This window comes from Nocardia callitridis, assembly GCF_039543305.1.
In the GTDB taxonomy this organism is placed as follows: Bacteria; Actinomycetota; Actinomycetes; order Mycobacteriales; family Mycobacteriaceae; genus Nocardia; species Nocardia callitridis.
Genome location: NZ_BAABJM010000002.1, coordinates 963,670 through 984,653, shown reverse-complemented (window position 1 = coordinate 984,653; position 20,984 = coordinate 963,670). Strand labels below are relative to the sequence as shown.

General features: G+C 67.7%; 19 protein-coding genes and 1 pseudogene. 8 read left to right on the top strand and 12 right to left on the bottom strand.

The genetic code is table 11. The annotated features are described in order from the left end of the window. The first annotated feature begins 31 nt into the window (after nucleotides 1–31). The 4 genes from ABEA50_RS13270 to ABEA50_RS13255 all read left to right on the top strand — a co-directional run bounded on the left by ABEA50_RS13270 (nucleotide 32) and on the right by ABEA50_RS13255 (nucleotide 5,048). Complete coding sequence (locus tag ABEA50_RS13270) at nucleotides 32–937, top strand: dihydrodipicolinate synthase family protein (RefSeq protein WP_345495619.1); 906 nt, start codon at nucleotides 32–34, stop codon at nucleotides 935–937. Between the two features lie 59 nt (nucleotides 938–996). Then, nucleotides 997–2,175 carry an enolase C-terminal domain-like protein gene (locus tag ABEA50_RS13265; protein ID WP_345495618.1) on the top strand — a complete coding sequence of 393 codons (1,179 nt, stop codon included), beginning with the start codon at nucleotides 997–999 and terminating at the stop codon, nucleotides 2,173–2,175. Between the two features lie 63 nt (nucleotides 2,176–2,238). Next, nucleotides 2,239–3,615: an MFS transporter gene (locus tag ABEA50_RS13260; RefSeq protein WP_345495617.1), complete on the top strand. Its 1,377-nt coding sequence runs from the start codon at nucleotides 2,239–2,241 to the stop codon at nucleotides 3,613–3,615. Beyond that, nucleotides 3,612–5,048, top strand: a complete 1,437-nt coding sequence (locus ABEA50_RS13255) for an aldehyde dehydrogenase (NADP(+)) (RefSeq protein ID WP_345495616.1) — start codon at nucleotides 3,612–3,614, stop codon at nucleotides 5,046–5,048. Before ABEA50_RS13260 ends, ABEA50_RS13255 begins: the two co-directional genes overlap by 4 nt. Before the next feature lie 142 nt (nucleotides 5,049–5,190). Here the strand turns inward: ABEA50_RS13255 and ABEA50_RS13250 are convergent, their stop codons facing one another. Next, on the bottom strand, nucleotides 5,191–6,018 hold the full coding sequence (locus tag ABEA50_RS13250; RefSeq protein ID WP_345495615.1) for a hypothetical protein: 828 nt from the start codon (nucleotides 6,016–6,018) through the stop codon (nucleotides 5,191–5,193). Between the two features lie 124 nt (nucleotides 6,019–6,142). After that, nucleotides 6,143–6,610, bottom strand: coding sequence for a MarR family winged helix-turn-helix transcriptional regulator (locus ABEA50_RS13245; protein WP_345495614.1), 468 nt, complete (start codon nucleotides 6,608–6,610; stop codon nucleotides 6,143–6,145). Nucleotides 6,611–6,724: 114 nt separating this feature from the next. Between ABEA50_RS13245 and ABEA50_RS13240 the strand changes: the two genes are divergently transcribed. Continuing rightward, entirely contained in the window at nucleotides 6,725–8,527 is a 1,803-nt protein-coding gene (locus ABEA50_RS13240) for an ABC transporter ATP-binding protein (protein ID WP_345495613.1), read from the top strand. Between the two features lie 225 nt (nucleotides 8,528–8,752). On the opposite strand, the pseudogene ABEA50_RS13235 reads toward ABEA50_RS13240, so the two are convergent. Next, nucleotides 8,753–9,130, bottom strand: a pseudogene (locus ABEA50_RS13235) (L,D-transpeptidase); the annotation flags it as partial. A 715-nt stretch (nucleotides 9,131–9,845) separates the two neighbouring features. Further along, a complete protein-coding gene (locus ABEA50_RS13230) occupies nucleotides 9,846–10,526 on the bottom strand; it encodes a cyclodeaminase/cyclohydrolase family protein (RefSeq protein ID WP_345495612.1) in 681 nt (226 codons plus the stop codon). 104 nt (nucleotides 10,527–10,630) lie between these two features. Here ABEA50_RS13230 and ABEA50_RS13225 point away from each other — a divergent pair, with 104 nt between their 5' ends. Continuing rightward, the gene (locus ABEA50_RS13225; protein WP_345495611.1) at nucleotides 10,631–11,668 is read left to right on the top strand and encodes an LLM class F420-dependent oxidoreductase; all 1,038 of its coding nucleotides are present in this window, start codon (nucleotides 10,631–10,633) and stop codon (nucleotides 11,666–11,668) included. Nucleotides 11,669–11,770: 102 nt separating this feature from the next. Here the strand turns inward: ABEA50_RS13225 and ABEA50_RS13220 are convergent, their stop codons facing one another. From ABEA50_RS13220 to mftR, 7 genes are all read right to left on the bottom strand, one after another. Beyond that, entirely contained in the window at nucleotides 11,771–12,109 is a 339-nt protein-coding gene (locus ABEA50_RS13220; RefSeq protein WP_345496549.1) for an STAS domain-containing protein, read from the bottom strand. A gap of 611 nt (nucleotides 12,110–12,720) precedes the next feature. Next, nucleotides 12,721–15,012: a SpoIIE family protein phosphatase gene (locus ABEA50_RS13215; protein WP_345495610.1), complete on the bottom strand. Its 2,292-nt coding sequence runs from the start codon at nucleotides 15,010–15,012 to the stop codon at nucleotides 12,721–12,723. Next, complete coding sequence (locus ABEA50_RS13210; RefSeq protein ID WP_345495609.1) at nucleotides 15,009–15,644, bottom strand: SpoIIE family protein phosphatase; 636 nt, start codon at nucleotides 15,642–15,644, stop codon at nucleotides 15,009–15,011. The genes ABEA50_RS13215 and ABEA50_RS13210 overlap by 4 nt, the downstream gene beginning before the upstream one ends. After that, nucleotides 15,637–16,062 (bottom strand): ATP-binding protein, encoded by a 426-nt coding sequence (locus ABEA50_RS13205; protein WP_345495608.1) that lies wholly within the window; start codon nucleotides 16,060–16,062, stop codon nucleotides 15,637–15,639. The genes ABEA50_RS13210 and ABEA50_RS13205 overlap by 8 nt, the downstream gene beginning before the upstream one ends. Then, nucleotides 16,040–16,429, bottom strand: coding sequence for an STAS domain-containing protein (locus ABEA50_RS13200; RefSeq protein WP_345495607.1), 390 nt, complete (start codon nucleotides 16,427–16,429; stop codon nucleotides 16,040–16,042). The genes ABEA50_RS13205 and ABEA50_RS13200 overlap by 23 nt, the downstream gene beginning before the upstream one ends. 12 nt (nucleotides 16,430–16,441) lie before the next feature. Then, nucleotides 16,442–17,347, bottom strand: coding sequence for an STAS domain-containing protein (locus tag ABEA50_RS13195; RefSeq protein ID WP_345495606.1), 906 nt, complete (start codon nucleotides 17,345–17,347; stop codon nucleotides 16,442–16,444). A gap of 154 nt (nucleotides 17,348–17,501) precedes the next feature. Next, the gene (gene mftR / locus ABEA50_RS13190) at nucleotides 17,502–18,095 is read right to left on the bottom strand and encodes a mycofactocin system transcriptional regulator (protein WP_345495605.1); all 594 of its coding nucleotides are present in this window, start codon (nucleotides 18,093–18,095) and stop codon (nucleotides 17,502–17,504) included. 132 nt (nucleotides 18,096–18,227) lie between these two features. Here mftR and mftE point away from each other — a divergent pair, with 132 nt between their 5' ends. Both mftE and mftD read left to right on the top strand, forming a co-directional pair. Then, nucleotides 18,228–18,929, top strand: a complete 702-nt coding sequence (mftE, locus tag ABEA50_RS13185) for a mycofactocin biosynthesis peptidyl-dipeptidase MftE (protein WP_345495604.1) — start codon at nucleotides 18,228–18,230, stop codon at nucleotides 18,927–18,929. Next, the gene (gene mftD / locus ABEA50_RS13180; protein WP_345495603.1) at nucleotides 18,926–20,164 is read left to right on the top strand and encodes a pre-mycofactocin synthase MftD; all 1,239 of its coding nucleotides are present in this window, start codon (nucleotides 18,926–18,928) and stop codon (nucleotides 20,162–20,164) included. The genes mftE and mftD overlap by 4 nt, the downstream gene beginning before the upstream one ends. A 68-nt stretch (nucleotides 20,165–20,232) precedes the next feature. Here the strand turns inward: mftD and ABEA50_RS13175 are convergent, their stop codons facing one another. After that, on the bottom strand, nucleotides 20,233–20,703 hold the full coding sequence (locus ABEA50_RS13175) for a MarR family winged helix-turn-helix transcriptional regulator (protein ID WP_345495602.1): 471 nt from the start codon (nucleotides 20,701–20,703) through the stop codon (nucleotides 20,233–20,235). Nucleotides 20,704–20,984 lie beyond the last annotated feature (281 nt).

Genomic DNA, 20,984 nt, shown 5'->3' with positions numbered 1-20,984 from the left:
GCGATGACCCCTGCCCGAACAAAGGAGAGATATGGACCTCGACGAAGTCGGATCACGCCTGGCCAGTGTCGTCGCGATCACCCCGACGCCGTTCACCGACGACAACACAATCGACGCGCCGACCCTCGAACGCGTCGTCGGCCGCCTGACCGACGGCGGCATTTCCGTGCTCACCGTGAACGGCAATACCGGCGAGTTCTACGCCCTCGCGTCGGCCGAGACCCGCACGCTGGTCGATCTCGTCGCCGAGGCGAAGCCCGAGGAGACGCTGCTGGTCGCGGGCGTTGGTTTCGATGTCGCGACCGCGATCGACAGTGCCGAGTACGCCCGTGACCGCGGCGCCGCCGCGATCATGGTGCATCAACCGGTGCACCCGTATGTTTCGCGTGCGGGCTGGGTCGACTACCACCGGGCCATCGCCGCCGCCCTTCCCGACGTCGGCGTGATTCCGTATGTCCGCAACACGCGAATCACCGCCGACGACTTCGGCGCGCTCGCCGACGCCTGCCCCAACGTGCTCGCCGTCAAATACGCCGTGCCCGACCCGGTCCGCTTCGCCACCGTCGCCCGTGCGGCGGGTGTGGACCGCTTCACCTGGATCGCGGGCCTGGCGGAACTGTCCGCGCCTGGCTACGCGGCGGTCGGCGCCACCGGTTTCACCTCCGGTCTCGCCAGCGTCGCCCCCGAGCTTTCGCTGCGCATGCACGCCGCGCTGACCGTCGGCGACTTCGGTGCGGCCATGCGGGTATGGGACACCGTCCGCGAGTTCGAGGAGCTACGCCTGGCCCGCGACGGCGCGGACAACGTCAGCGTGATCAAGGAAGCGCTGCATCAGCTGGGCTTCGGCAGCGCCGACGTACGGCCACCGGCCTCGCGGTTGGACCCCGAATGCCGCGAACAAGTCTCGAAGATCCTCGCCGCGTTGAACGCGCGCTGACTCCGAGCACCGAACCGAAGCGCGGCCCCTCGCGTTTCGCCATCGAAAGGAACCCTGCGGTGAGCAGCATCATCGAGAAGGTCGACGTTATCGAGTTCGACGTCGAAACCCCCAACTACACGCGCACTTTCGATGTCGACGCGCGCGCGGGGTCGTGGTATTACCAGCCAGGTGTTGTCGGCACGCGTGCCGTGCTCATGGTCCGGGTGCACACCGAGGACGGGCACGTCGGCGAGTACGCCAATCACGCCGTCAACGGTTCGGCGCAGCAGGCCGCCGATGTCGCCAGGGTCGCGATCGGGCGGCCGTGGCACGCACGCGAACAGATCCTGCGGGTGGGTCGTCGGCTGTCGCGGCCCGCGCACTCCTACGGTCTGTGCTTCCTGGACAACGCCCTGTGGGACCTCGCGGGCAAGGTCTACGGCGCCTCGCTCACCGAATTGCTCGGCGGCGGGCGCGTGCGCGTGCGCGCCTACGCCTCCAGTGTCAACGGTGACCGTGCGGGCAGCCTGACCGACAAGCACGCCGTCGCCGAATTCTTCGGTGAACTCCGCGAACTCGGCTGGACCGGCTTCAAGATGCACAGCTGGCACGAAGGCGACAAGTGGGAAGAAGCCGACAACGTCAGCTACCTGCGCGAGCAACTCGGCGATCGGGTGGATCTGATGCTCGACCCTGCCTGCGTGTTCGACTCGGTGTCGGACGCGCTGTTCGTCGGGAAAGCATGTCAAGACGCGGGTTTCCGGTGGTATGAGGATCCGCTGCGTCCGCTCGGCATCAGCGCCTTCGCACACAAGCAGCTGCGGGACGCGCTCGATATTCCGATCCTGCAATCCGAGCACGTGGCGGGGCCGGAGGCGAAGGCGGACTTCCTGCTCGCTGGCGGCACCGACCTGCTGCGGGTCGATTCACACTTCGATCTCGGAATCACCGGTTGTCTCAAGACGATTCGTTTCGCCGAAGCGCTCGGGGTGAACGTCGAGGTGCACGGGCCGAGCCCGATCCACCGCCACCTGGTGGCGTCGATGCAGGCGACGTCGATGTACGAGGTCGCCAATGTGTCGCCGCACCTGGCCGACCCGTCGCCGGAGATCTACACCTGCGGTTACTCCGACGCCTACGCCGCGATCGGCGCCGACGGCACCCTCCCGGTTCCGACCGGGCATGGCATCGGCGTGACATACGACGCCGAGCTCATCGAAAAGCGCACGACCGCAAGCGTTTCCATCACCAAGTAACCCCGTTTTCGCCGCCCGCGCTCGCTCGGCGGTTCTGCTTCCTCTCTTCGTAAGGCAGGTGCAATGACGCACTCACCACCGGTCGTTGTCCCGGATCCCCCCGCGCTGACCGCGGCCACCTCGAAGGCCTTTCGGCGTCTTGTTCCGCTGGTCATGCTCATGTTCGTCGCCAACTACATCGATCGCGTCAATATCGGGTACGCGAAAGACGCGTTGGAAACCGATTCGGGCATCGGCCCGGCGGCATACGGCCTCGGCGCGGGACTGTTCTTCGTGGCCTACGCGATCCTCGAGGTCCCGAGCAACATCATGCTCGAACGTTGCGGCGCGAAATTCTGGCTGACCAGGATCATGATCACCTGGGGCCTGGTGTCGGCACTGATGATGTTCGCGCACAACGAGATCATCTTCTACGTGCTCCGATTGGCACTCGGCGCCGCGGAAGCGGGATTCTTCGCCGGCGTGATCTTCTACTTCACGCAGTGGTTTCCCAATGCCATTCGCGGTCGCGCCAACGCGGCTCTGTATTCGTCCTCGGCCATCGCGGCCGTGATCGCGGGTCCGATGTCGGGTGCGTTGCTCGGCATGCACGATCTGCTCGGGCTGCGCGGTTGGCAGTGGATGTTTCTGGTCGAGGGTCTGGCCGCGGTGCTGATCGGCGCGCTGGTCTGGGTGCGACTGGAATCTCGGCCCGACGACGCCGCGTGGCTGTCGGACCAGGAGAAGGCGGCACTGAAGCAGCGGTTGGCCACCGAGGAAGTGGAGCGTGCCGCCGCGAATCACGGGCAGTCGCCGTCTCGGTGGGCGCTGCTGCGTGATCCGCAGATGTTGCTGTTCTGCTTCGTCTACTTCGCCGCTCAGCTGGCGCAATATTCGGTGACGTTCTGGCTGCCCGACTTCGTCCGCGAGATCGGGGGGCTCAGCGACTTCACCGTCGGGCTGGTGTCGGTGATCCCGTTTGTCGCCGCATTCGTCGCCATCCTGATCGCGGGTCGGATCTCCGACCGCACCGGCCTGCGCCGCACGGTCCTGGCCTCCGGGTTCGTGCTCGCGGCGCTCGGTCTCGCGGTCGCGGCGCTCGCCGGGGCGGTGTTCGCGGTGGTGATGATGATCGTGGCGACGGTCGGATTCAAGGTCGCCGCGTCGTCGTTCTTTGTTATCCCGCAGCAGTATCTGGTGGGCGCACTGGCCGCGCCGGGGATCGCCTTGATCAACTCGGTGGGCAACCTGGGTGGTTTCGTCGCCCCGAATCTCCTCGGTCAGGTCGAAAAACACACGGGCAGTGTGAGTATCGGGCTGCTCGTGGTCGCGGCGGTCTGCGTTGTCGCGCTCCTCGGGTGTGCGCTACTGCGCTATTCCTCCGGGGCGCGCACCGCGCAGTCGAGCGCGGCAGCCGATCCGACCACACCCGCCGATCCGGAAAGGACCATCTCCTCATGACTTCAACGATCGAGGACACCTCGACAGTCGAGCTGGCGCAGATCGTGGCCGCCGCCGTCGCCGCGACGACCACGCTCGCCGAGCTGGGCCGCGCAGGCCGCGCGAACATGCTGCGCGACATGGCTTCCGCGTTGGAGCTCGACGGTGACGGCATCGTCGCCACAGCCGTCGCGGAGACCGCGCTGACCGCGAAAAGACTGTCGGGAGAGCTCGTGCGCACCTGCTATCAGCTGCGGTTGTTCGCCGAGACCCTCGGTGAGGGGTCGTATTTGGAAGCAACGCTCGATTCGGCGGGGGATACGCCGATGGGACCGCGCCCCGACCTGCGGCGAATGCTCGTCCCGACCGGACCGGTCGCGGTGTTCGGCGCGAGTAACTTCCCGTTGGCGTTCTCGGTGCCCGGCGGCGACACCGCCTCGGCGCTCGCGGCCGGGTGCCCGGTGGTGCTGAAGGTGCACGAATCCCATCCGAAGACCTCGCTACGGTGTCTCGACGCGTTGCGCTCGGTGGCTCGGGAAGGCGTCGTGGACGCGGTATTCGGCCGCGCGGCCGGTGGGGAGCTGGTCGCGCATCCCGCGATCACCGCGGTGGGATTCACCGGATCGCTCGGTGGTGGGCGGGCGCTGCTGGAGATCATCCAGCGTCGAGCGGACCCGATCCCGTTCTACGGCGAGCTGGCGAGTCTGAACCCGGTGGTGGTGACCGCCGAAGCCGCCGCCGACCGCGCCGAATCGATCGGCGTCGGTTTCGCGGCTTCGGTCACCGGATCGGCCGGTCAGCTATGCACCAAGCCCGGATTGTTGTTCGCGCCAACGGGTTCCGGGGGCGACCGGCTGGTGGCAGCGGCGGGGGAGGCCCTGCTGAAGGTCGCGCCGACCGACCTGCTCAACCACCGGATCCGCGAGTCCTACGTCGCGGGGACCGCGGCGTTGCGCACCGCCGCGCGGGTCGTGGCCGAAGTGCCTGGCGATACCGGTGCGTTACTGCTGGAAAGTTCGGCCACGGACTTGAACGCACAGCTGACGGTGGAATGTTTCGGTCCGGTAGCGGTGATCGTCCGCTACTCGGGTACCGCCGAGCTCGACGCGGCGCTCACCTGCCTCCCCGCCTCGCTGACCGCGACGATTCACGCCGACGACCCGGAAGAAACCGCCCGGCTCACCGGCCTTGTGCAACCCAAGGCCGGAAGGCTGCTCTACGGTGGCTTTCCCACCGGCGTGGCGGTGAGTCACGCTCAGCACCACGGCGGCCCATGGCCTGCCACCAACACGCTGCACACGTCGGTCGGCACCTCAGCGATCCGGCGGTTCCTGCGCCCGGTCGCCTGGCAGGATGCGCCGCAGTACATATTGCCGGTGGAATTGCGCGACGATTTCGACGAGATTCCGCGACGCGTCGACGGCAGGCTGGTCGTGCCGGTGGCGTCACGGTAGCTCGCCGAACTGGTGCGGCTTGTCGTGGGAGAACCGATTCGGTCCTCGGCACGCGACGATGGCGCGTTGCCGGCAATTGGTTCCCTGGCATCGGTGTCGAATTGCCGCGCGCGGCGATTCGACGTTGCGCGGCGCGTGTCGCTCAGCCCTGCCCGATCGCGCTGATCAGGGTGCGTCCGCCCTCGCGGATCGTGGTGACGATCTGCGGGTTGTAGGGGGTTGGCGGCTGGTTGGGGCGGAATTCGGTGACGACGACGGTGTACTGGCCCGCGAAGGCGCCGGGGGTCACCGAGACGCAGTAGCTGGTGCCCGAGGGAATGCTGTCGATGCCGTTTTGGATGGCCTCGGGGGTTTCGACCGAGGCGTCCTGGGTGGTGGTCGCGCGGACCTGTTCGGCGGAGCGTGCCACGTAGTACGCGTGCTGGAAGGCGAAGATCACGGCGGGGCCGGTGTCGAAGCCGCCCTCGCCGTTGCCTTGGATCTGATTGCCCGCCTGCTGTGTCGGACAGGTCGAGCCGGGGGTCTCGATCGGTGGTGCGGCGATATCGGGTGGGCCGGAGGTGCCGTCGGTGCCCGGCGCCTCGCCGCGCCCGAGCAGTGCGACGCCGACCCCGACCAGCAGGGCGATTCCGACCGCAGCGGCAGCGGGAACCAGCCAGCGCCGCAACGGGTTCGCCGGTCGCGAGCGATCGAGCAGACCGTGGAACTCGTCGCGGTACTGTGCCGCGTCCTGCTCGGTGGGGTAGTCCTCGCGGCGTGCGTAAACCTGCGGTTGCGCGTAGTCCTCGGCTTCGACGTCATGCGCGGGGGCACGGTGCGCGGCGGCGGGTAGTCGGTCGACCCAGTCGACCCAATCACCGTGGTAGTCCTCGGAAGCCGAACCTCGGCCCTGGCCGCCGCCGGGGCCACCGAGCTGCGGCGCGTGACCTCGGTCGGCACCGGGTCGCGCGCTCATCTCCGGTCGGTCCATCACCCCACCCTTCGTCCGTCGTGTCGCTCTCGCACCACCGTGGTGATACCGCGAACTCTCGCGTGCCGGTGTCCACCGCTGTCGGCGGGTGGATCGGCGCCGTCACGGCAGAATACTGGCTGGTTTAGTTTTCGGCGCGCTCGGTCGGTGCCGGGGCGTCGGGTGCCGAATCCGGGTCCGGCAGAAGCAACGTCGCGAGCAGCTCGCGCAACGTCTCGCGCTGCGCGGGGGACAGGGCGGTGAACAGCTCCGCTGCCGCGGCCCTGCGCGCGTCGGTCATGCTGGTCAGTGCCGCCCGACCCGCCTCGGTAGGGCGAACCAGGGTGGCGCGGCGATTGTCCGGGTCGGTGTCGCGGCTGACCAAGCCCGCGGATTCGAGCGCGTCGACGACGGTGGTGGCCGAGCGGGGAACGATGTCGAGGCGCGCGGCGAGCGCGGTCATACGCAGCTCACCGTCGCGCCCGACGACACGCAGCGCCCGTGCCTGCCCCGGCGTGAGGCCGAGCGGGGCCAGTCGAGTCGCCTGGTTACGGCGGATCTGTTTGGCCACACGCAAGAATAGTTCGGGCAGGTCGCCGTCCAGGGAGTTCATGCTTTGTGAGCATAGCTCATTGTTCTCGGGAACAATTATGAGTCATACTCAGTTTTACTGTACGCATCGGACAACCGCCCGACCGCCGCGTGATCCACCGCCGAGGAGTCGCCTATGCCGCCCGCCGCAGCACACCCCGCCGCAGCGCCGCACCCACCCGTGGCGCTGCGCCGAATCGTCCAGCTCTTCCGGCCCTACCGCGCCCGACTGGCCGCCGTCGCCGCACTCGTGTGCCTGTCCTCGGTCGTCGCGATGGCCTCGCCGTTCATGCTGCGCGCCGTGCTCGACGACGCGCTGCCACACGGGCGCACCGGCCTGCTGACGCTGCTCGTCGCTGGCATGGTCGCGGTCTCGATCCTCACCAGCAGCTTCGGTGTTTGGCAGACCTACATTTCGACGGCCGTCGGACAGGATGTCATGCACGATCTGCGCTCGGCGGTCTATGCCCGATTGCAGCGAATGCCGTTGTCGTTCTTCACCAGAACCCGCACCGGTGAGGTGCAATCGAGAATCGCCAACGACATCGGCGGCATGCAGTCCACCGTCACCTCCACCGCGAGCTCGCTGGTCTCCAACGTCACCACGGTAATCGCCGCGGTGATCGCGATGATCGCCCTCGACTGGCGGCTGACGGTCGTCTCCCTGCTGATGCTGCCGCTGTTCGTATGGATCAGCAGGCGCGTGGGCGACGAACGCAGGAAGATCACCGCGCAGCGGCAACACCAGCTGGCGGGCATGTCGGCGATCATCGAGGAATCGTTGTCGGTGAGCGGAATTCTGCTCAGCCGCACCATGGGTCGCTCGTCCGCGCTCGTCGACAGCTTCGCCCGTGAATCACGTGAGCTGGTCGATCTGGAGATCCGCTCGAACATGGCGGGACGGTGGCGGCAGTCGACGATCCAGATCGTGATGTCGGCGATGCCCGCCGTCATCTACTGGGTGGCCGGATTCGCGGTGGCGGGCGGGCATCCGCTGGTCTCGATCGGCACCCTGGTCGCTTTCACCACCTTGCAGACCAGCCTGCTGCGCCCGATGGTGCAACTGCTCTCGACCGGTGTCGCGGTGCAGAGTTCGCTGGCGTTGTTCGGCAGGATCTTCGAATACCTCGATCTGGAGCCGGGCATCCGCGAACCGGCCGAACCGGTCGCGGTCGGTACGGTGCGCGGCGACGTGCGGTTCGAGAAGGTCGGATTCGCCTACCCCGCGGATTTCGCCGACGAACGAGAAGTGTTGCGCGACATCGATATCACGGTGCCCGCTGGCACCAGCCTGGCGATCGTCGGCGAAACCGGTTCCGGCAAGACGACACTCGGCTACCTGGTCGCGCGGCTCTACGACGTCACCTCGGGTCGGGTCACCCTCGACGGGACGGACGTACGTGCGCTGTCCTTCGCCGACCTGGCCGAAGCCGTCGGCGTCGTCTCCCAGGAGACCTACCTGTTCCATGCCTCGGTCGCGGAGAATCTACGGTTCGCGAAACCCGAAGCGACACGGGAACAATTGCACGACGCGGCCCGTATCGCACGCATTCACGACCACATCATGAGCCTGCCGGAGGGCTACGACACCACGGTCGGTGAGCGTGGTTACCGCTTCTCCGGTGGTGAGAAGCAACGTCTTGCCGTGGCCCGCGCGGTGTTGCGCGATCCGCCGGTCCTGGTGCTCGACGAGGCGACCAGCGCGCTGGATGCCCGCACGGAACAGGACGTGCAGGCGGCCGTCGACGCATTGTCGGTGGATCGCACCACGATCACCATCGCGCACCGACTCTCCACCATTCGAGACGCCGATCAGATCGCGGTCCTGGCGCACGGCCGAGTGGTCGAGCGCGGTACCCACGACGAGCTGATGGCGGCGCAGGGGCGTTACGCGGCGTTGGTGTCGCGCGACGACGCCGTGCCCTACGCGTCGGCGTAACCGAGGCGTGCGGGCGCCTCGCTCGGGTGTGTGGGAGCGCGAGGCTCCTACCCGCGCACCGGCCGACCTTGACGCGAGAGCCGTAATCGCACGGGACGCGCGGCGTGATCCACGTCAGCGGGTGCGACAGCCTCGTCGTCGCGACGGGCGGTGCGGATCGCGGTCGGAGGCACGATCCACGCGTAGCGATGACGCCGCACAGGGGCGTTCACCGAGACCGGGAGATTACTCGTGAATGGTGATCTCATCGCCGACGTTCAACGTATCGAAGACCCAGGCGGCGTCGTCGGGGGCGAGATTGATGCAGCCGTGGCTGACATTGGAATTACCCTGCTGTTCGACCGACCACGGCGCGGAGTGGATGTAGACGCCACCCCAGGTGAGGCGCTCGGCGTATTCACCGTTGATGACGTACCCCTCGGGGTCGTCGAGTGGAATACCGATGGTCCTGGAGTCGAAGACCACGTTGCGCTGCTTCTCCAGGACCGGGAACGTACCGACCGGGGTTTCGTGCCCCGGCTTGCCCATCGACGCGGGCATCGTGCGCGCGACAATGCCGTCGATGCTGAGGGTGAAGGTGTGCTCCGAGAGGTCGACCTCGCCGCTGACGAACTGGTCGTTCGATGCTTGCGTGCGGACGTTGTCGACGAATCCCGTCTGTGCGGTGGCCGCTGATACACCCAGTGCGGCCAGTGCCGTGACGAGGGTTGCGAGAAATAGATAACGGAATGCGTGGCGCATGGCTCCACCCCTTCGAGATGGTGGTGTTGGCCGACAACAAAGTCTAAGCCGTCATGATCAAGTCGGTCCATGGGATGATCGTCGCCGCGGTCCAGTCGTTACGCGGCGTGAACGGCCGTTATCGAATACTTATGCGCTGTTCGAGGGCATGACGGCGGCGGATGGACAATTTTGTGGGACTGGTCACGACCGTCCGTGGCGCACCGACCAGGCGATCGGCCGACCAGTCCCGACCACCGCGGCCGCGCGGCGGCGTGGTTGTCGAAATTCGCACGCGTGGTAACGATTTCGGTCTGCTGGCTCCGGTCAGGTAGATCAGCAGGCCGGGGAAAGGCAGCAACGGCGGGGCCATCGCGAGGAAGTCAGAGCCCTCGCGGAGCACCGGGTGCGCGTAGGGCCGCGATAACCGGCCCATCGCGATGGTCAGCGGGAAGCCGGCCGCGCGGGCTTGCTCAGTAGCGGCTTGCTCAGTAGCACTGCCCCGGAGCATCGCCGTATGGCCGATTTTCCCGTTTCGGGTGGTCAACTCGGTGAGCGGAGGGTACTGCCGCCGTTTTCCCGCGGGAGTGTGAGGCTCCTACCCGCGCACCGCGCGCACCACGTCGGCGTGCAGGGCGTCGGCCCTGGCGGTGAGTTCCTCGATGCGCAGCAGGACGGGGGCGAAGCGATCGCCGTCGGCGGCGGGCAGGGAGGCCACATTGATCTCGATGTTCAGCTGTGAGCTGGCCGCGGCGGCGTGGCAGGCGTCGGCGGCGGCACCGATGTCGGTAACCACGTTCGGGTTTCCGATCGGGAACAGTTCGGCCGCCAGCGACAGCACCTCGTCGGCCTCGTCGACCACGGCCGAGGGGACGCGCGCCGCCTCGCGCAGTGCGGCGTGGATGGCAGAGGTGCGGGCGGCGGCTTCGTCCTCGGTGGCCTTCGGCAGCTTGTAGGCGGCGCCGACGGCGGTGAACGCGGCGGCGTCGGCGTCAGCGAGAGCCAGTGCGCGTTCGCGGGCGGCATCGGCGGCGGCGATGACGCGATCGACGACGGGCCGGTTGTCGGCATCCTTGGCGCGGGTGGTGTACCGGGCCACCATCGCGACCAGCGCCGCGCCCTGTGCGGCGTGCAGGGCGGCGACCGCACCGCCGCCGGGCGCCGGCACCTTGGCGCCGAGCTCGGCCAGGTAGTTCGCCACCGTGGTCGCGGCGAACGAGGTCGACGAGCTCTCCTGGGCGGGCGCAGTGTCCGAAGCTGACGAGGAGGGCTGCGACACGGAAGTGACCTTTCGTTCTGGCATGACGGCGGGCGGAATCGGAGGTTAACGCTACCGGGTGGGCGGTGGTCCCCCTGCCACCTCCCCGTGATTTCCTGGTAGCTATGCGGATCGGATTGAGCATCAACTACTCGGGCGGATTCACCGAGGCTGCGGCCGAGGTCGCCGATCTGGAGCGCGCGGGTCTCGACATCGTGTTCGTTCCCGAGGCCTACTCCTTCGACGCGGTGAGCGCGTTGGGTTACCTCGCGGCGAAAACCTCACGGCTGCAGCTGGCTTCGGGTATCCTCCAGCTCTACACGCGCACGCCCACCCTCACCGCGATGACCGCGGCCGGCCTGGATTTCGTCTCCGACGGCAGGTTCGTGCTCGGGATCGGTGCGTCGGGCCCGCAGGTGATCGAGGGATTCCACGGTGTCACCTACGACGCACCCGTCGGCAGGACCAGGGAGCTGGTCGAGATCTGCCGCATGGTGTGGCGCCGCGAACGCGTGCAGTATCAGGGCAAGTATTACCGGATTCCGCTGCCCGAGGGCGAGGGCACCGGTCTCGGCAAGCCGCTGAAGCTGATCAATCATCCGGTGCGCGAGCGCATTCCGGTGCTACTCGCCGCGCTGGGACCGAAGAACGTGCGGTTGGCCGCCGAACTCGCCGAAGGCTGGCAGCCGATCTTCTTCCTGCCGGAGAAGGCCAACGATGTCTGGGGTGACGCGCTGGCGGCGGGGCGCGCCGAGCGCGCACCCGAACTCGGTGACCTCGACATCTACGCTGGCCCCGCGCTGGCCATCGGCGAGGACGTCGAGCCGCTGCTCGAATTCGTGAAGCCGCATCTCGCGCTCTACATCGGCGGTATGGGCGCCAAGGGCAAGAACTTCTACCACACCCTGGCCACCAGCTACGGCTACGGCGCCGAAGCCGACCGCATCCAGGAGCTCTACCTGGCGGGCAAGAAGCAGGAAGCCGCGGCGGCGGTACCGGACGCCCTGGCGCGTGCTGTGTCGCTGATCGGGCCGGAGGGCTACGTGAAGGAGCGGGTCGCCGCGTTCGCCGAGGCCGGTGTCACCGTCTTGAATGTGCTTCCGCTCGGCGCTACCGCGGGCGACCGCGTCCGGTTGATCGAAAAACTGCGCGACCTGTGCTGAGGTCGTGACCATCGCAGCGCGAATGCCGCTGGCCGATCAGGCGATTGCGCTGATCGGCGCCTGCTCGCGGACCCGGCGCGTTGCCGGGTTCGCGACGGGGGATTACTTCGGGCCGAACCCGGCCAGGGCGGCGTCGAGCGTGGAGTGCACGGCGAACACCTGATCGAGACTTGTCATCTTCAGCTGCCTGCTGGTGGCGGGACCGTCGGCCACGACGGCGATCGAGGTCGCCTCCCCGGCGCGCTGATGCGCCGCGACCAGGGTCGCCATGCCCGCCGAGGCGAGGAAGCTCACCGCGGTCAGATCGATGATCAGGCCGGCGGGTTTATCGGCGAGGATCGCTTCGATCGCGGTATCCAACGCGGGCGCCGTCGCGAGGTCCACCTCCCCGGATACCGTCAGCACCGTGGCGCCGTCGTGCGCGGCGATCGAGGTCGTCATGGTGTCTGCGACGGGGTACGCATCTCCGGAAGTGTTGGTCACACCCTTCACAGTCCATAACCCGCGTCGATTTCGCAACTCAGGAATGCTCCCTGTTCGACAACGTTATGGTTCGCCGACCGTACGAGCCCATCGGTGACCTGTGTTTACCGCGCTGCCTGAGCGGCTGCGGGGACGGACGTGATATCCCCGCGCAGCTCGACCCGCGCGACGGGTTTCCGCGAGATCGACCGTGCCCGACTGTCAGCGGGTGCGCAGCGGTTACCGTGCGCGCCCGGTGGCACGCGTTCGCCGCGGACGCGACCCGCCGCGCTGCGGGACCTGGCGCGGCGGGTGGGCGCCGCGAGCCAGTGCGCGATCGTGTCCAGTTGCCGCAGTGGCGGATTCGACGCCGTTCGGTGGGCTCATCGAGTGATTGGGCACGCCCCGGTCGCGATCGGGGACAGTGCCGGAACGTAATTGTCACCGAGTTGGACGGTGACATGGATGTTGCGGGAGGCTGCGAGCGAACGCCGGGGTGAACCCGGGGATATCCGTGCCGTCTGGTCGAGGGAAGGCCGCGGCGGCGAACGCTGTCGCGTACTCGACGCTGGTGAACCGCGAGCCGAATGTCATTCCGTCAGGCGACGATTGGTTCCGCGTAGCGGGTTCGCGACCGGTGACTTGATGGCGGGCAGCGTCACCGACATCCGGACCACGGTGCCTGCGGGGGTGTGGTCGATGTGTAGTTCCTCGGTGAGCGCGCGCATCATGTCGATACCGCGCCCGCGCGGGCCGGGGTCGGCCGAGCGCGGCTTCCATCGGCCCGCGTCCGAGACGGTGATGATCACGGTCTGGGTATCGCAGGAGGCGACCAGTTCCACCTGGCCGTCCGCAATGCCGGGGTAGGCGTGTTCGATGCTGTTGCTGCACGCCTCGTTGGCCGCTGCGACGAGATCCGACGCCAGGTCGTGTGGCACCGCCGCGGCGGCCAACCATCCCTTGAGCGTGCGGCGCAGCGCGACGAGCCGGTCCGGGCGGGCGGACACGTCGACGCGCAACGGTGCGGGCGGCTGACGGTAGACGACCATCGCGACGTCGTCGTCGTAGCCCGCCGACGGTCGTAGTCGCGACAGCACCGAGTCGGCGACCTCACGCGGGAGCTTGCCCGAGGTGTCGGCGAGCACGGCGGCGATCTTGGCGAAGCTGTCATCGATATCGACGCCGCGGTGCTCGACCAGCCCGTCGGTGAACAGGACCAGCGTCGATCCCGGCGTCAGCGCGGTGGTGGCCTCGGGGCGGCGCGGCGGATCGAAGGTGGCCAGCGGGACCGACCGGCCGCCTTCCAGCAGGCGTCCGGTGACGCCGACGTCGGCGAGGATCAGTGGCATGTGTCCCGCACTGCTGTAGCGCACCAATCCGCGCACCGGGTCGAGGACGGCCGCGCACACCGTGGTGCACATCGCGCCGGGAATCCTAGCGGCCACGGTGTCGAGCTCGGCGACCAACTGGGCAGGCCCCGCGCCGCGCAGCAACAAAGCCCGTGCGGCCGAACGCAATTGGCCCATGACGACGGCGGCGGAAAGACCTCGGCCGACGCAGTCGCCGACCACGATGCCGATCGTGCCGTCGTTCAGCGGCACCACGTCGTACCAGTCGCCGCCGATCTCCAGCGGCGGCAGCGCCGGCTCGTAGTGCACCGAGAACCGGGGCGGCAGTTCGATCGGACCGAGCATGGCGCGTTGCAGCGTGAGCGAGGTCGAGCGGGCCTGGTCGAAGTTGCGGGCGCGCTGCACCGCCAGGCTGAGGTGGCCGATCAACAGCGAGAACAGCGTCCAGTCGGCCGCGCTCACCGCACGCGGTGCCGCGAAGCTCAACCAGACGGCCGCGTCGCCGGTCTCGCCGAGCGGCGCGACGATTCCCTCGGCGCCCTCGGCACCTTCGGGAATCGCGAACAGGCTGCGCGGCGGTCGTCGCCGTGCCCGGTCCAGCAGCGCGTGCTCCTGGGCGTCGAGCACCCGGCGTTCGGTGTTGGGCCCACCCTTCGTCGGGCCCGACTCGGTGCCTTCGGTGCCGGAGACGTACACCTCGGGTGCGGCCGTGCGGTGGGGCCAGACCGCGACCACCGCGGTTTCGGCGGCGATGGTGCGGCGCAGTTCGTCGAGGCCGACCGCGAGTACCTCGACGACGCTGGTGGCCGCGCCGACGGCGGTCGCCAGCCGCGAGGCCGCCTGATCGCGCGCCTGTGCGTCGTGCTCGGCGGTGACGTCGCGCAGGGTGCCGACGAAGATCCGCTCACTGTTCTCCGGCCGGACCAGTGCGCTCGTGCTGACCGCGAGCCAGAGGTGGCGGCCGTCGCGATGCCGGATCGGGATGATGAACCGTTGCGCCACGGTCCCGAGATCGGGGTAGCGCGGTCCCTCGGGGATCGACCACGGGTGCGGCAGCGAGAAGGGCAGATCCGCCGCGCCGTATCCGGTGAGCGCGCCGAACGCGGAATTCACCTCGATGATGGTGCCGCGTGCGTCGGCGACGAAGAAACCGTCCTGCAGTGATTCCACGAGCGCGGCGCGGAAGGCGTCGCGACCGGCGAGATCGTCGGCCCGCGAGCGTTGTTGTTCGTAGCGGCCGACGCCGTCGAGGTAGCCGCGGGTCGCGATGTCGAGGGCGGCCAATGTTTGCAGCAGGAATTCCAGTGCGGCTTCGGCCGTGCGGGTGCCGGGATAGCCGGCGGCCAGCGCGGTCTGTTCGGCCGCCCTGGCGACGCCGAAGTGGTTTTCGGTGAGATCGAGCAGGCTGATGCCCTCGACCAGTGCGCGCCTGCCCAGTTCGTAGGCCTCGGCGAGAGTGGATTGCTGTGGTGAATCCAGGTGCAGCCGTAGCGCTTTCGCGTACGTGTCGAGGAAGTCGGCCAATGCTGTCATCGCGGATGCTCCGGTGTCGCGCCCCGGTGCCGCGCGGCGAGGACCAAGGCGTCGTCGCTGTCCTTGGCGTGCCGCTCGAGGATGTCGGAGGTGATCTCCGCGGTCGACTTCGACAGGTCGATGTGGTCGGCGGAGGAGGAGACGATTCCGTCGGTCGACATCAGCAGCAAGTCGCCGGGACGCGACCGAATGGTCTGCGGTTGGAGGTTCGGTGGCAACCGGTAGCCGACGATGCCCGCGGTGAGCAGGGCCGTCGCCCGTGCGGTGAGACCGACCGGGCCGGCGCTGAGCAGCCGGGATTCGACGTTGCCCACGCTGAGCCAGTGCACCGTGTCGGTGTCGTCGAACAGCGCGAGCGACACCGCGGCGCCCCTGGTGTCGGCCATCGCGCGGTGACACAGCACCATCAACACGTCCAGTGGCTCGGCACGGTTCTCCGCCAGGATCTGGATGGCGCGGTCGGCGGCGTCGGCGGCGGGAGCGCCGTGGCCGAGTCCGTCGAGCACCGCGAAAAGCGCGGTGCCGGAACCGGTATCGAGTGCCATCGCACGATCACCCGACATCCGTTGGCCAGGCAGTGGACGACCGGCAACGGCCCATTCGATTCGGCCGACGTACCCGTCCTCATGCACCAGGGGGCACCCACTTCCACATCTCCACCAACGTGCCGTGACCGGGTTCGGAGCGGACGGTGAGTCGATCCATTAGGCGTTCGGCGCCGGGCAGGCCGAGTCCGAGACCCTTTCCGGTGGAGTAGCCGTCTTCCATCGCACGGGCGATGTCGATGATGCCGGGGCCTTGATCCTCGGCCTGCACCACCAGCGCCTGGCGGCCCTCGCGTTCGCCGACGAGCAGGCGGATCTCACCGCTGCCCGCGTAACTGGTGATGTTGCGCGCGATTTCGGAGATCGCGGTGGAGATCATCGTGCGGTCGGTCAGGGTGAATCCGAGCTTCGCCGCCAGGCCGTGTCCGGCCTGGCGTGCGATCACGATGTCACCCGACACCCTGACCGCGATCACGACGTCTTCAGCGGCCACTGCCACGACCATCTTGCTGGCGACGAGTACTGGTCTTGCGGTTCAGCCAGGCCAGTCCCTCTTCGAGGTCGAGGGCGGTGTGGGTGTCCTCGAAGGTCAACCCGAGTTGCACCATGGCGAACGCGACCTCCGGTTGCAGGCCGACGATCACCGTCTCGGCGCCACGCAACTGGGTCATGTGCGCGATGGTGCGTAGCGATCTCGCCGCATACGAATCCATCACGTCGATGGCCGTGACGTCGACGATGATCCCTTGTGCGCGATACCGACTGACCTGTTTCATGAGGTCGTCTTGCAGTCGTTCGGTATCGGCGTCCGTCAGCGCCGATTGCACCGACGCTATGAGGTATGTGCCTTGTTTGAGGATAGGTACCGGCATGACCCCGCCTGGTCAGCGACCGTCGCGTTCGGTCACCCATTCGGTGACACGGGAAACCTCGTAGCCCAACAACCGCTCGGCCTCCTCTATGCCACCTTGCAGGTCACCGACGGCATTCATCTTCGACAGGTCGAGGCCGATGGTCACCAGGGTGAGCGCGATCTCCGAGGACAGGCCGGTGATGATGACATTCGCGCCCATCAGTCCCGAAGCCTCGACGGTCTGCACGAGGTGGTTGGCGACCGTGGAGTCGATGTCGGGAACACCGGTGATGTCGATGACGACGACCTTGGCGCGATTGGCGCGAATCGCGGTCAGTAACTGCTCGGTGAGCTGGCGGGCGCGCTGGCTGTCGAGCACACCGATGATCGGGAGGATCAGCAGCTGCTGGCGCACCTGGAGAACCGGCGTGGAGAGCTCGCGGATCGCTTCCTGCTGTTGGCGGATGACGCGCTCGCGCTCCTGCACGAACGAGACGCCCACGGTGTTGGCGATCCGATTGGCGGCGGGTTCGTAGGCGTCGAGCACCGCGTTGAGCAACTCGAAATCGGCCTGGTACTTCTCGAACAGCGACCGGGCCAGCACGTCGCGCAGCAACAGCACGATGCCGAGGACCTCGTCGGTCTCGACGCCGCGCGGAATGATGCGCTCGGACAGGTCGCGGGCGTATGCCTGCAACGCCTCGACGCTACCGGTCTCCAGCACCTCGATGTAGTTGTCGTACATCGAGGTTGCCTCGGAGAAGATCTCTTCCGGGGTCATCGCCGTCAGCAACTGGGCGTCGGTGATGCGGCGGGCCCACTCCTCGCGTAGCGCGGTGCGATTCTGCCGCATGTGTTCGACCAGTTGCGGCAGCAACTTGTCGACCGGTCCTGCGGTCAGCGAATCCGCCGAAAGGCTCATAGACACCTCGGACATGAAACTCCTACCCCTTTCGACGGTGTGAGTCGGGGTCATCGTGCGCTCGGCGGCGTGCAGAGCCCGAGCGTAGTCATACCCCACCGTAGACGCACCCGAAACCTGCCGGTAATCGGCGGGTTTACCGGCACTGGTGACACCGAGGCGGCCGCGGTCACGGCTGTGCTCCGAATCCGTGGCCGAGCGCTTCCAGTGCCTGGTCCAGATAGACGGTCAGGTCGCTGTCGGCGCGCGCCAACCATGCGTCGAAGGCTGCGCGCGCGGCCGCCAGCGTACAGCGGCCGACCGCGAGCGGGATCAGCGCGTTCTCGGGTTCGCCGAGTCGGCGGGCGGCGAAGGCGCCGACCGTGCGCTCCCACGCGTCGTAATGCGTTCCCGAGGTGGCCGCGAGCGCGGGGTTGGTGGCGATCAAGCCCATCCTGGTGCGCAGCTCGGGCACGTCTTCGGCACGATATCGGTTGGCGTTCACCACTACTCGGCGTACCGCGGCCATCATGGGTAGGTCTTCGGGCACGGTCGCGAAGTCGGCACGGAGGGCCTCGACTTCGGCGTCGAACTGATACCAGAGCACCTCGGCCTTGGTGGGGAAGTAGCGGAAGAAGGTGCGTCCGCTGATTCCGGCGGCCGCGGCGATCTGCTCGACGGTGGTGTCGTCGAATCCGCGCTCGGTGAACAATCGCATGGCGATGAGCTCGAGCTCTCGCTTACTGGTCCCGCGCGGTCGTCCCCGCGTCGTCGCGACGGTCATGGCTTTCGATTATGTCGTGACGAACAACACCCGTCGCACCCGCATCCTCGGAAAGGGTTCGGTGCGCGGTGCGTACGACGCGAAACGCGCGAACCTCTTGATTATGTCAGTGGCTGACGATAATCTCCCTCCATGTTGGCGAATCTCACATGGCCCGAAGCGGGTGAACGCGGTGCGGCGGGTGCGATTCTCGCCGTCGCGGTGGGTGCCACCGAACAGCACGGCCCGCATCTGCCGCTGTCCACCGACACCGATATCGCGGTGTCGCTGTGTGCGCGGCTGGCCGCAGGGCGCCGGGATGTGCTGGTGGGACCGGCTATTCCGTATGGTGCCAGCGGCGAGCACGCCGGGTTCGCCGGAACATTGTCCATCGGCCAGGCGGCCTTGGAGCTGCTTGTCATCGAGCTGTGTCGCTCGGCGACAGCGACTTTCGATCGTGTCCTGCTGGTGAACTGGCACGGCGGCAATCTCGACCCGTTGCGGCGCGCGCAGGATCTGCTGCGCGCGGAATCGCGCGACGTGCGCGTGTTCGTGCCGCGCGTGCAGGGTGACCCGCACGCCGGACGCTCGGAAACCGCCGTGCAACTCGCGCTCGCCCCCGAACGCGTTCGGCTCGAGCGCGCGCGAGCGGGCGACACCAGGCCGCTGGCGGAAATCTTGCCGCTGCTGCGCGCCGGTGGCGTGCGCGCGGTGAGCGACAACGGTGTTCTCGGTGACCCCGAGGGCGCTACCGCCGCCGAAGGGGCTGCACTGCTGGACCGACTGACCACTGACCTGCTCGATCGCACCCGGCTCTGGTGGCCGGTCGCCTCACCGGAAAGGACCGGAATATGAACCCGTGGTTCGAAACCGTCACCGAAGCGCAGCGGCGCGCCAAGAAACGACTGCCCAAGTCGGTCTACGGTGCGTTGATCGCAGGCTCCGAGCGGGGGCAGACGATCGAGGACAATCAAAAGGCGTTCACCGAACTGGGTTTCGCCCCGCACGTGGCCGGTCCGATCGGCGAGCGTGACCAGTCGACGACGCTGCTCGGACAGCCGTTGTCGATGCCGGTGATGATCTCACCGACCGGTGTGCAGGCCGTTCATCCCGACGGTGAGGTCGCGGTGGCGCGCGCCGCCGCGGCGCGTGGCATTCCGATGGGATTGAGCTCGTTCGCCAGCAAGCCGATCGAGGACGTGATCGCGGCGAACCCCTCCACCTTCTTCCAATTGTATTGGTGCGGAAGCAAAGAAGACCTCGTCGAGCGGATGGGTCGGGCGCGCGCGGCGGGTGCTGTCGGCCTCATCCTCACCCTGGACTGGTCGTTCTCACACGGCAGGGACTGGGGCAGCCCGGTGATTCCCGAGCAGCTCGATCTGCGCACCATGGTGAAGTTCGCCCCGCAGACCCTGATTCGGCCGCGCTGGCTGAGCACCTACCTGCGCTCGGGTAGCCTGCCCGACCTCACCGCCCCGAATATGGCCGTGCGTGGTGGCGCGGCGCCCGGTTTCTTCGGCGCCTACGGCGAATGGATGGGCACCCCGCCGCCGGACTGGGACGACGTGCGCTGGATCTGCGAGCAGTGGGACGGTCCTGTGCTGCTGAAGGGTGTGATCCGGGTGGACGACGCGCGTCGTGCGGTCGATGCCGGTGTCGCCGGGATCTCCGTGTCCAACCATGGCGGCAACAACCTCGACGGCACGCCAGCCTCGATTCGCGCGCTTCCGGTGATCGCGGACGCGGTGGGCGACCAGATCGAGGTGGTGCTCGACGGCGGTATCCGGCGCGGCAGCGACGTGGTGAAGGCGGTGGCACTCGGTGCGCGCGCCGTGCTGATCGGGCGGGCCTACCTGTGGGGTCTCGCGGCTAATGGCCAAGCGGGCGTGGAGAACGTGCTCGACATTCTGCGCGGCGGCATCGACTCGGCATTGCTCGGCTTGCGCAAAACGCAGGTGACCGAGCTCGACCGAGGGGACGTCGTGGTGCCCGCGGGGTTCGAGCGCGCGCTCGGTGTCGCGGATGCGGCGGCGGACGAGGAAACGAGTGCTCCGGCCGAGCGAACGAAGACCGAGGCGGGGGTCAGGTGATCTCGGTCGGGTCCTGCGGCGTGCGGCGATAGTCCGAAAGTCCTGTCGCCAGGGCATTCTCGGGCCGCTCAGTTGTCGGCCGACTGACGCCGATGGTGGTCGAGCAGGGTGTCGTAGATATCGGCCAACGCGTTCAACTGGCCACGATCGAGCACGTCGATCATGTGTCGACGCACGCTGAGTGCGTGCGCGGGTGCGGCGCGGGTGAGTACCTCCGCGCCGCGCCCGGTCAGGCGTGCCGCCGTGCGGCGGGCGTCGTCGGGGATCGGTTCCCTGGCGACCAGTCCGCGTTTCTCCATCCTGGTGATCTGGTGGGAGAGCCTGCTCTGCGACCACTCCAGCTTGGCGGCCAGATCGGCGAAAGTCAGTCGATGGTCGGGTACCTCGGCGAGAAACGCCAGGACCGAGTACTCGACATAGGTGAGGTTCGACTCTCTGGTCGAGTCCCGTCCGACCGCCGCGGCGACGATGTCACGGGTGCGCACAAATCCTGTCCAGGCGCGTATCTCGACGTCATCGAGCCAGTGGGGATCGGTCACGATAGCGCTCCAAACTCTGACGTGTGATTGTCCCGCCGTCGCTGTTCGGCCGCGACACCGGCTCAGCGTCCGGCCGTCGAGACGGCCGTGCGCTGTGTGAAACGAGAGTTAGCATCACTTGGGTTGAACGTGCAACCTTTTGCGCCAACGGCTTTCGGTTAGGATTGCCTAATCAGGGATGGGTGTACTCGGGTGGTTACGCTCGCTGTGTTTGTGCCAGCTCGGCTGCCTGGAACGACATCGGGTCGGCTCCGGCGACAGAGCATCCGTCGAGCCCGCCC

Coding starts and splice junctions, on each gene's coding strand:
- ABEA50_RS13270 (WP_345495619.1), top strand. CDS start 32: ATGGACCTCGACGAAGTCGGATCACGCCTGGCCAGTGTCGTCGCGATC.
- ABEA50_RS13260 (WP_345495617.1), top strand. CDS start 2,239: ATGACGCACTCACCACCGGTCGTTGTCCCGGATCCCCCCGCGCTGACC.
- ABEA50_RS13255 (WP_345495616.1), top strand. CDS start 3,612: ATGACTTCAACGATCGAGGACACCTCGACAGTCGAGCTGGCGCAGATC.
- ABEA50_RS13250 (WP_345495615.1), bottom strand. CDS start 6,018: ATGGACCGACCGGAGATGAGCGCGCGACCCGGTGCCGACCGAGGTCAC.
- ABEA50_RS13245 (WP_345495614.1), bottom strand. CDS start 6,610: ATGAACTCCCTGGACGGCGACCTGCCCGAACTATTCTTGCGTGTGGCC.
- ABEA50_RS13240 (WP_345495613.1), top strand. CDS start 6,725: ATGCCGCCCGCCGCAGCACACCCCGCCGCAGCGCCGCACCCACCCGTG.
- ABEA50_RS13225 (WP_345495611.1), top strand. CDS start 10,631: ATGCGGATCGGATTGAGCATCAACTACTCGGGCGGATTCACCGAGGCT.
- ABEA50_RS13220 (WP_345496549.1), bottom strand. CDS start 12,109: ATGACGACCTCGATCGCCGCGCACGACGGCGCCACGGTGCTGACGGTA.
- ABEA50_RS13215 (WP_345495610.1), bottom strand. CDS start 15,012: ATGACAGCATTGGCCGACTTCCTCGACACGTACGCGAAAGCGCTACGG.
- ABEA50_RS13205 (WP_345495608.1), bottom strand. CDS start 16,062: ATGGTCGTGGCAGTGGCCGCTGAAGACGTCGTGATCGCGGTCAGGGTG.
- ABEA50_RS13200 (WP_345495607.1), bottom strand. CDS start 16,429: ATGCCGGTACCTATCCTCAAACAAGGCACATACCTCATAGCGTCGGTG.
- ABEA50_RS13195 (WP_345495606.1), bottom strand. CDS start 17,347: ATGTCCGAGGTGTCTATGAGCCTTTCGGCGGATTCGCTGACCGCAGGA.
- mftR (WP_345495605.1), bottom strand. CDS start 18,095: ATGACCGTCGCGACGACGCGGGGACGACCGCGCGGGACCAGTAAGCGA.
- mftE (WP_345495604.1), top strand. CDS start 18,228: ATGTTGGCGAATCTCACATGGCCCGAAGCGGGTGAACGCGGTGCGGCG.
- mftD (WP_345495603.1), top strand. CDS start 18,926: ATGAACCCGTGGTTCGAAACCGTCACCGAAGCGCAGCGGCGCGCCAAG.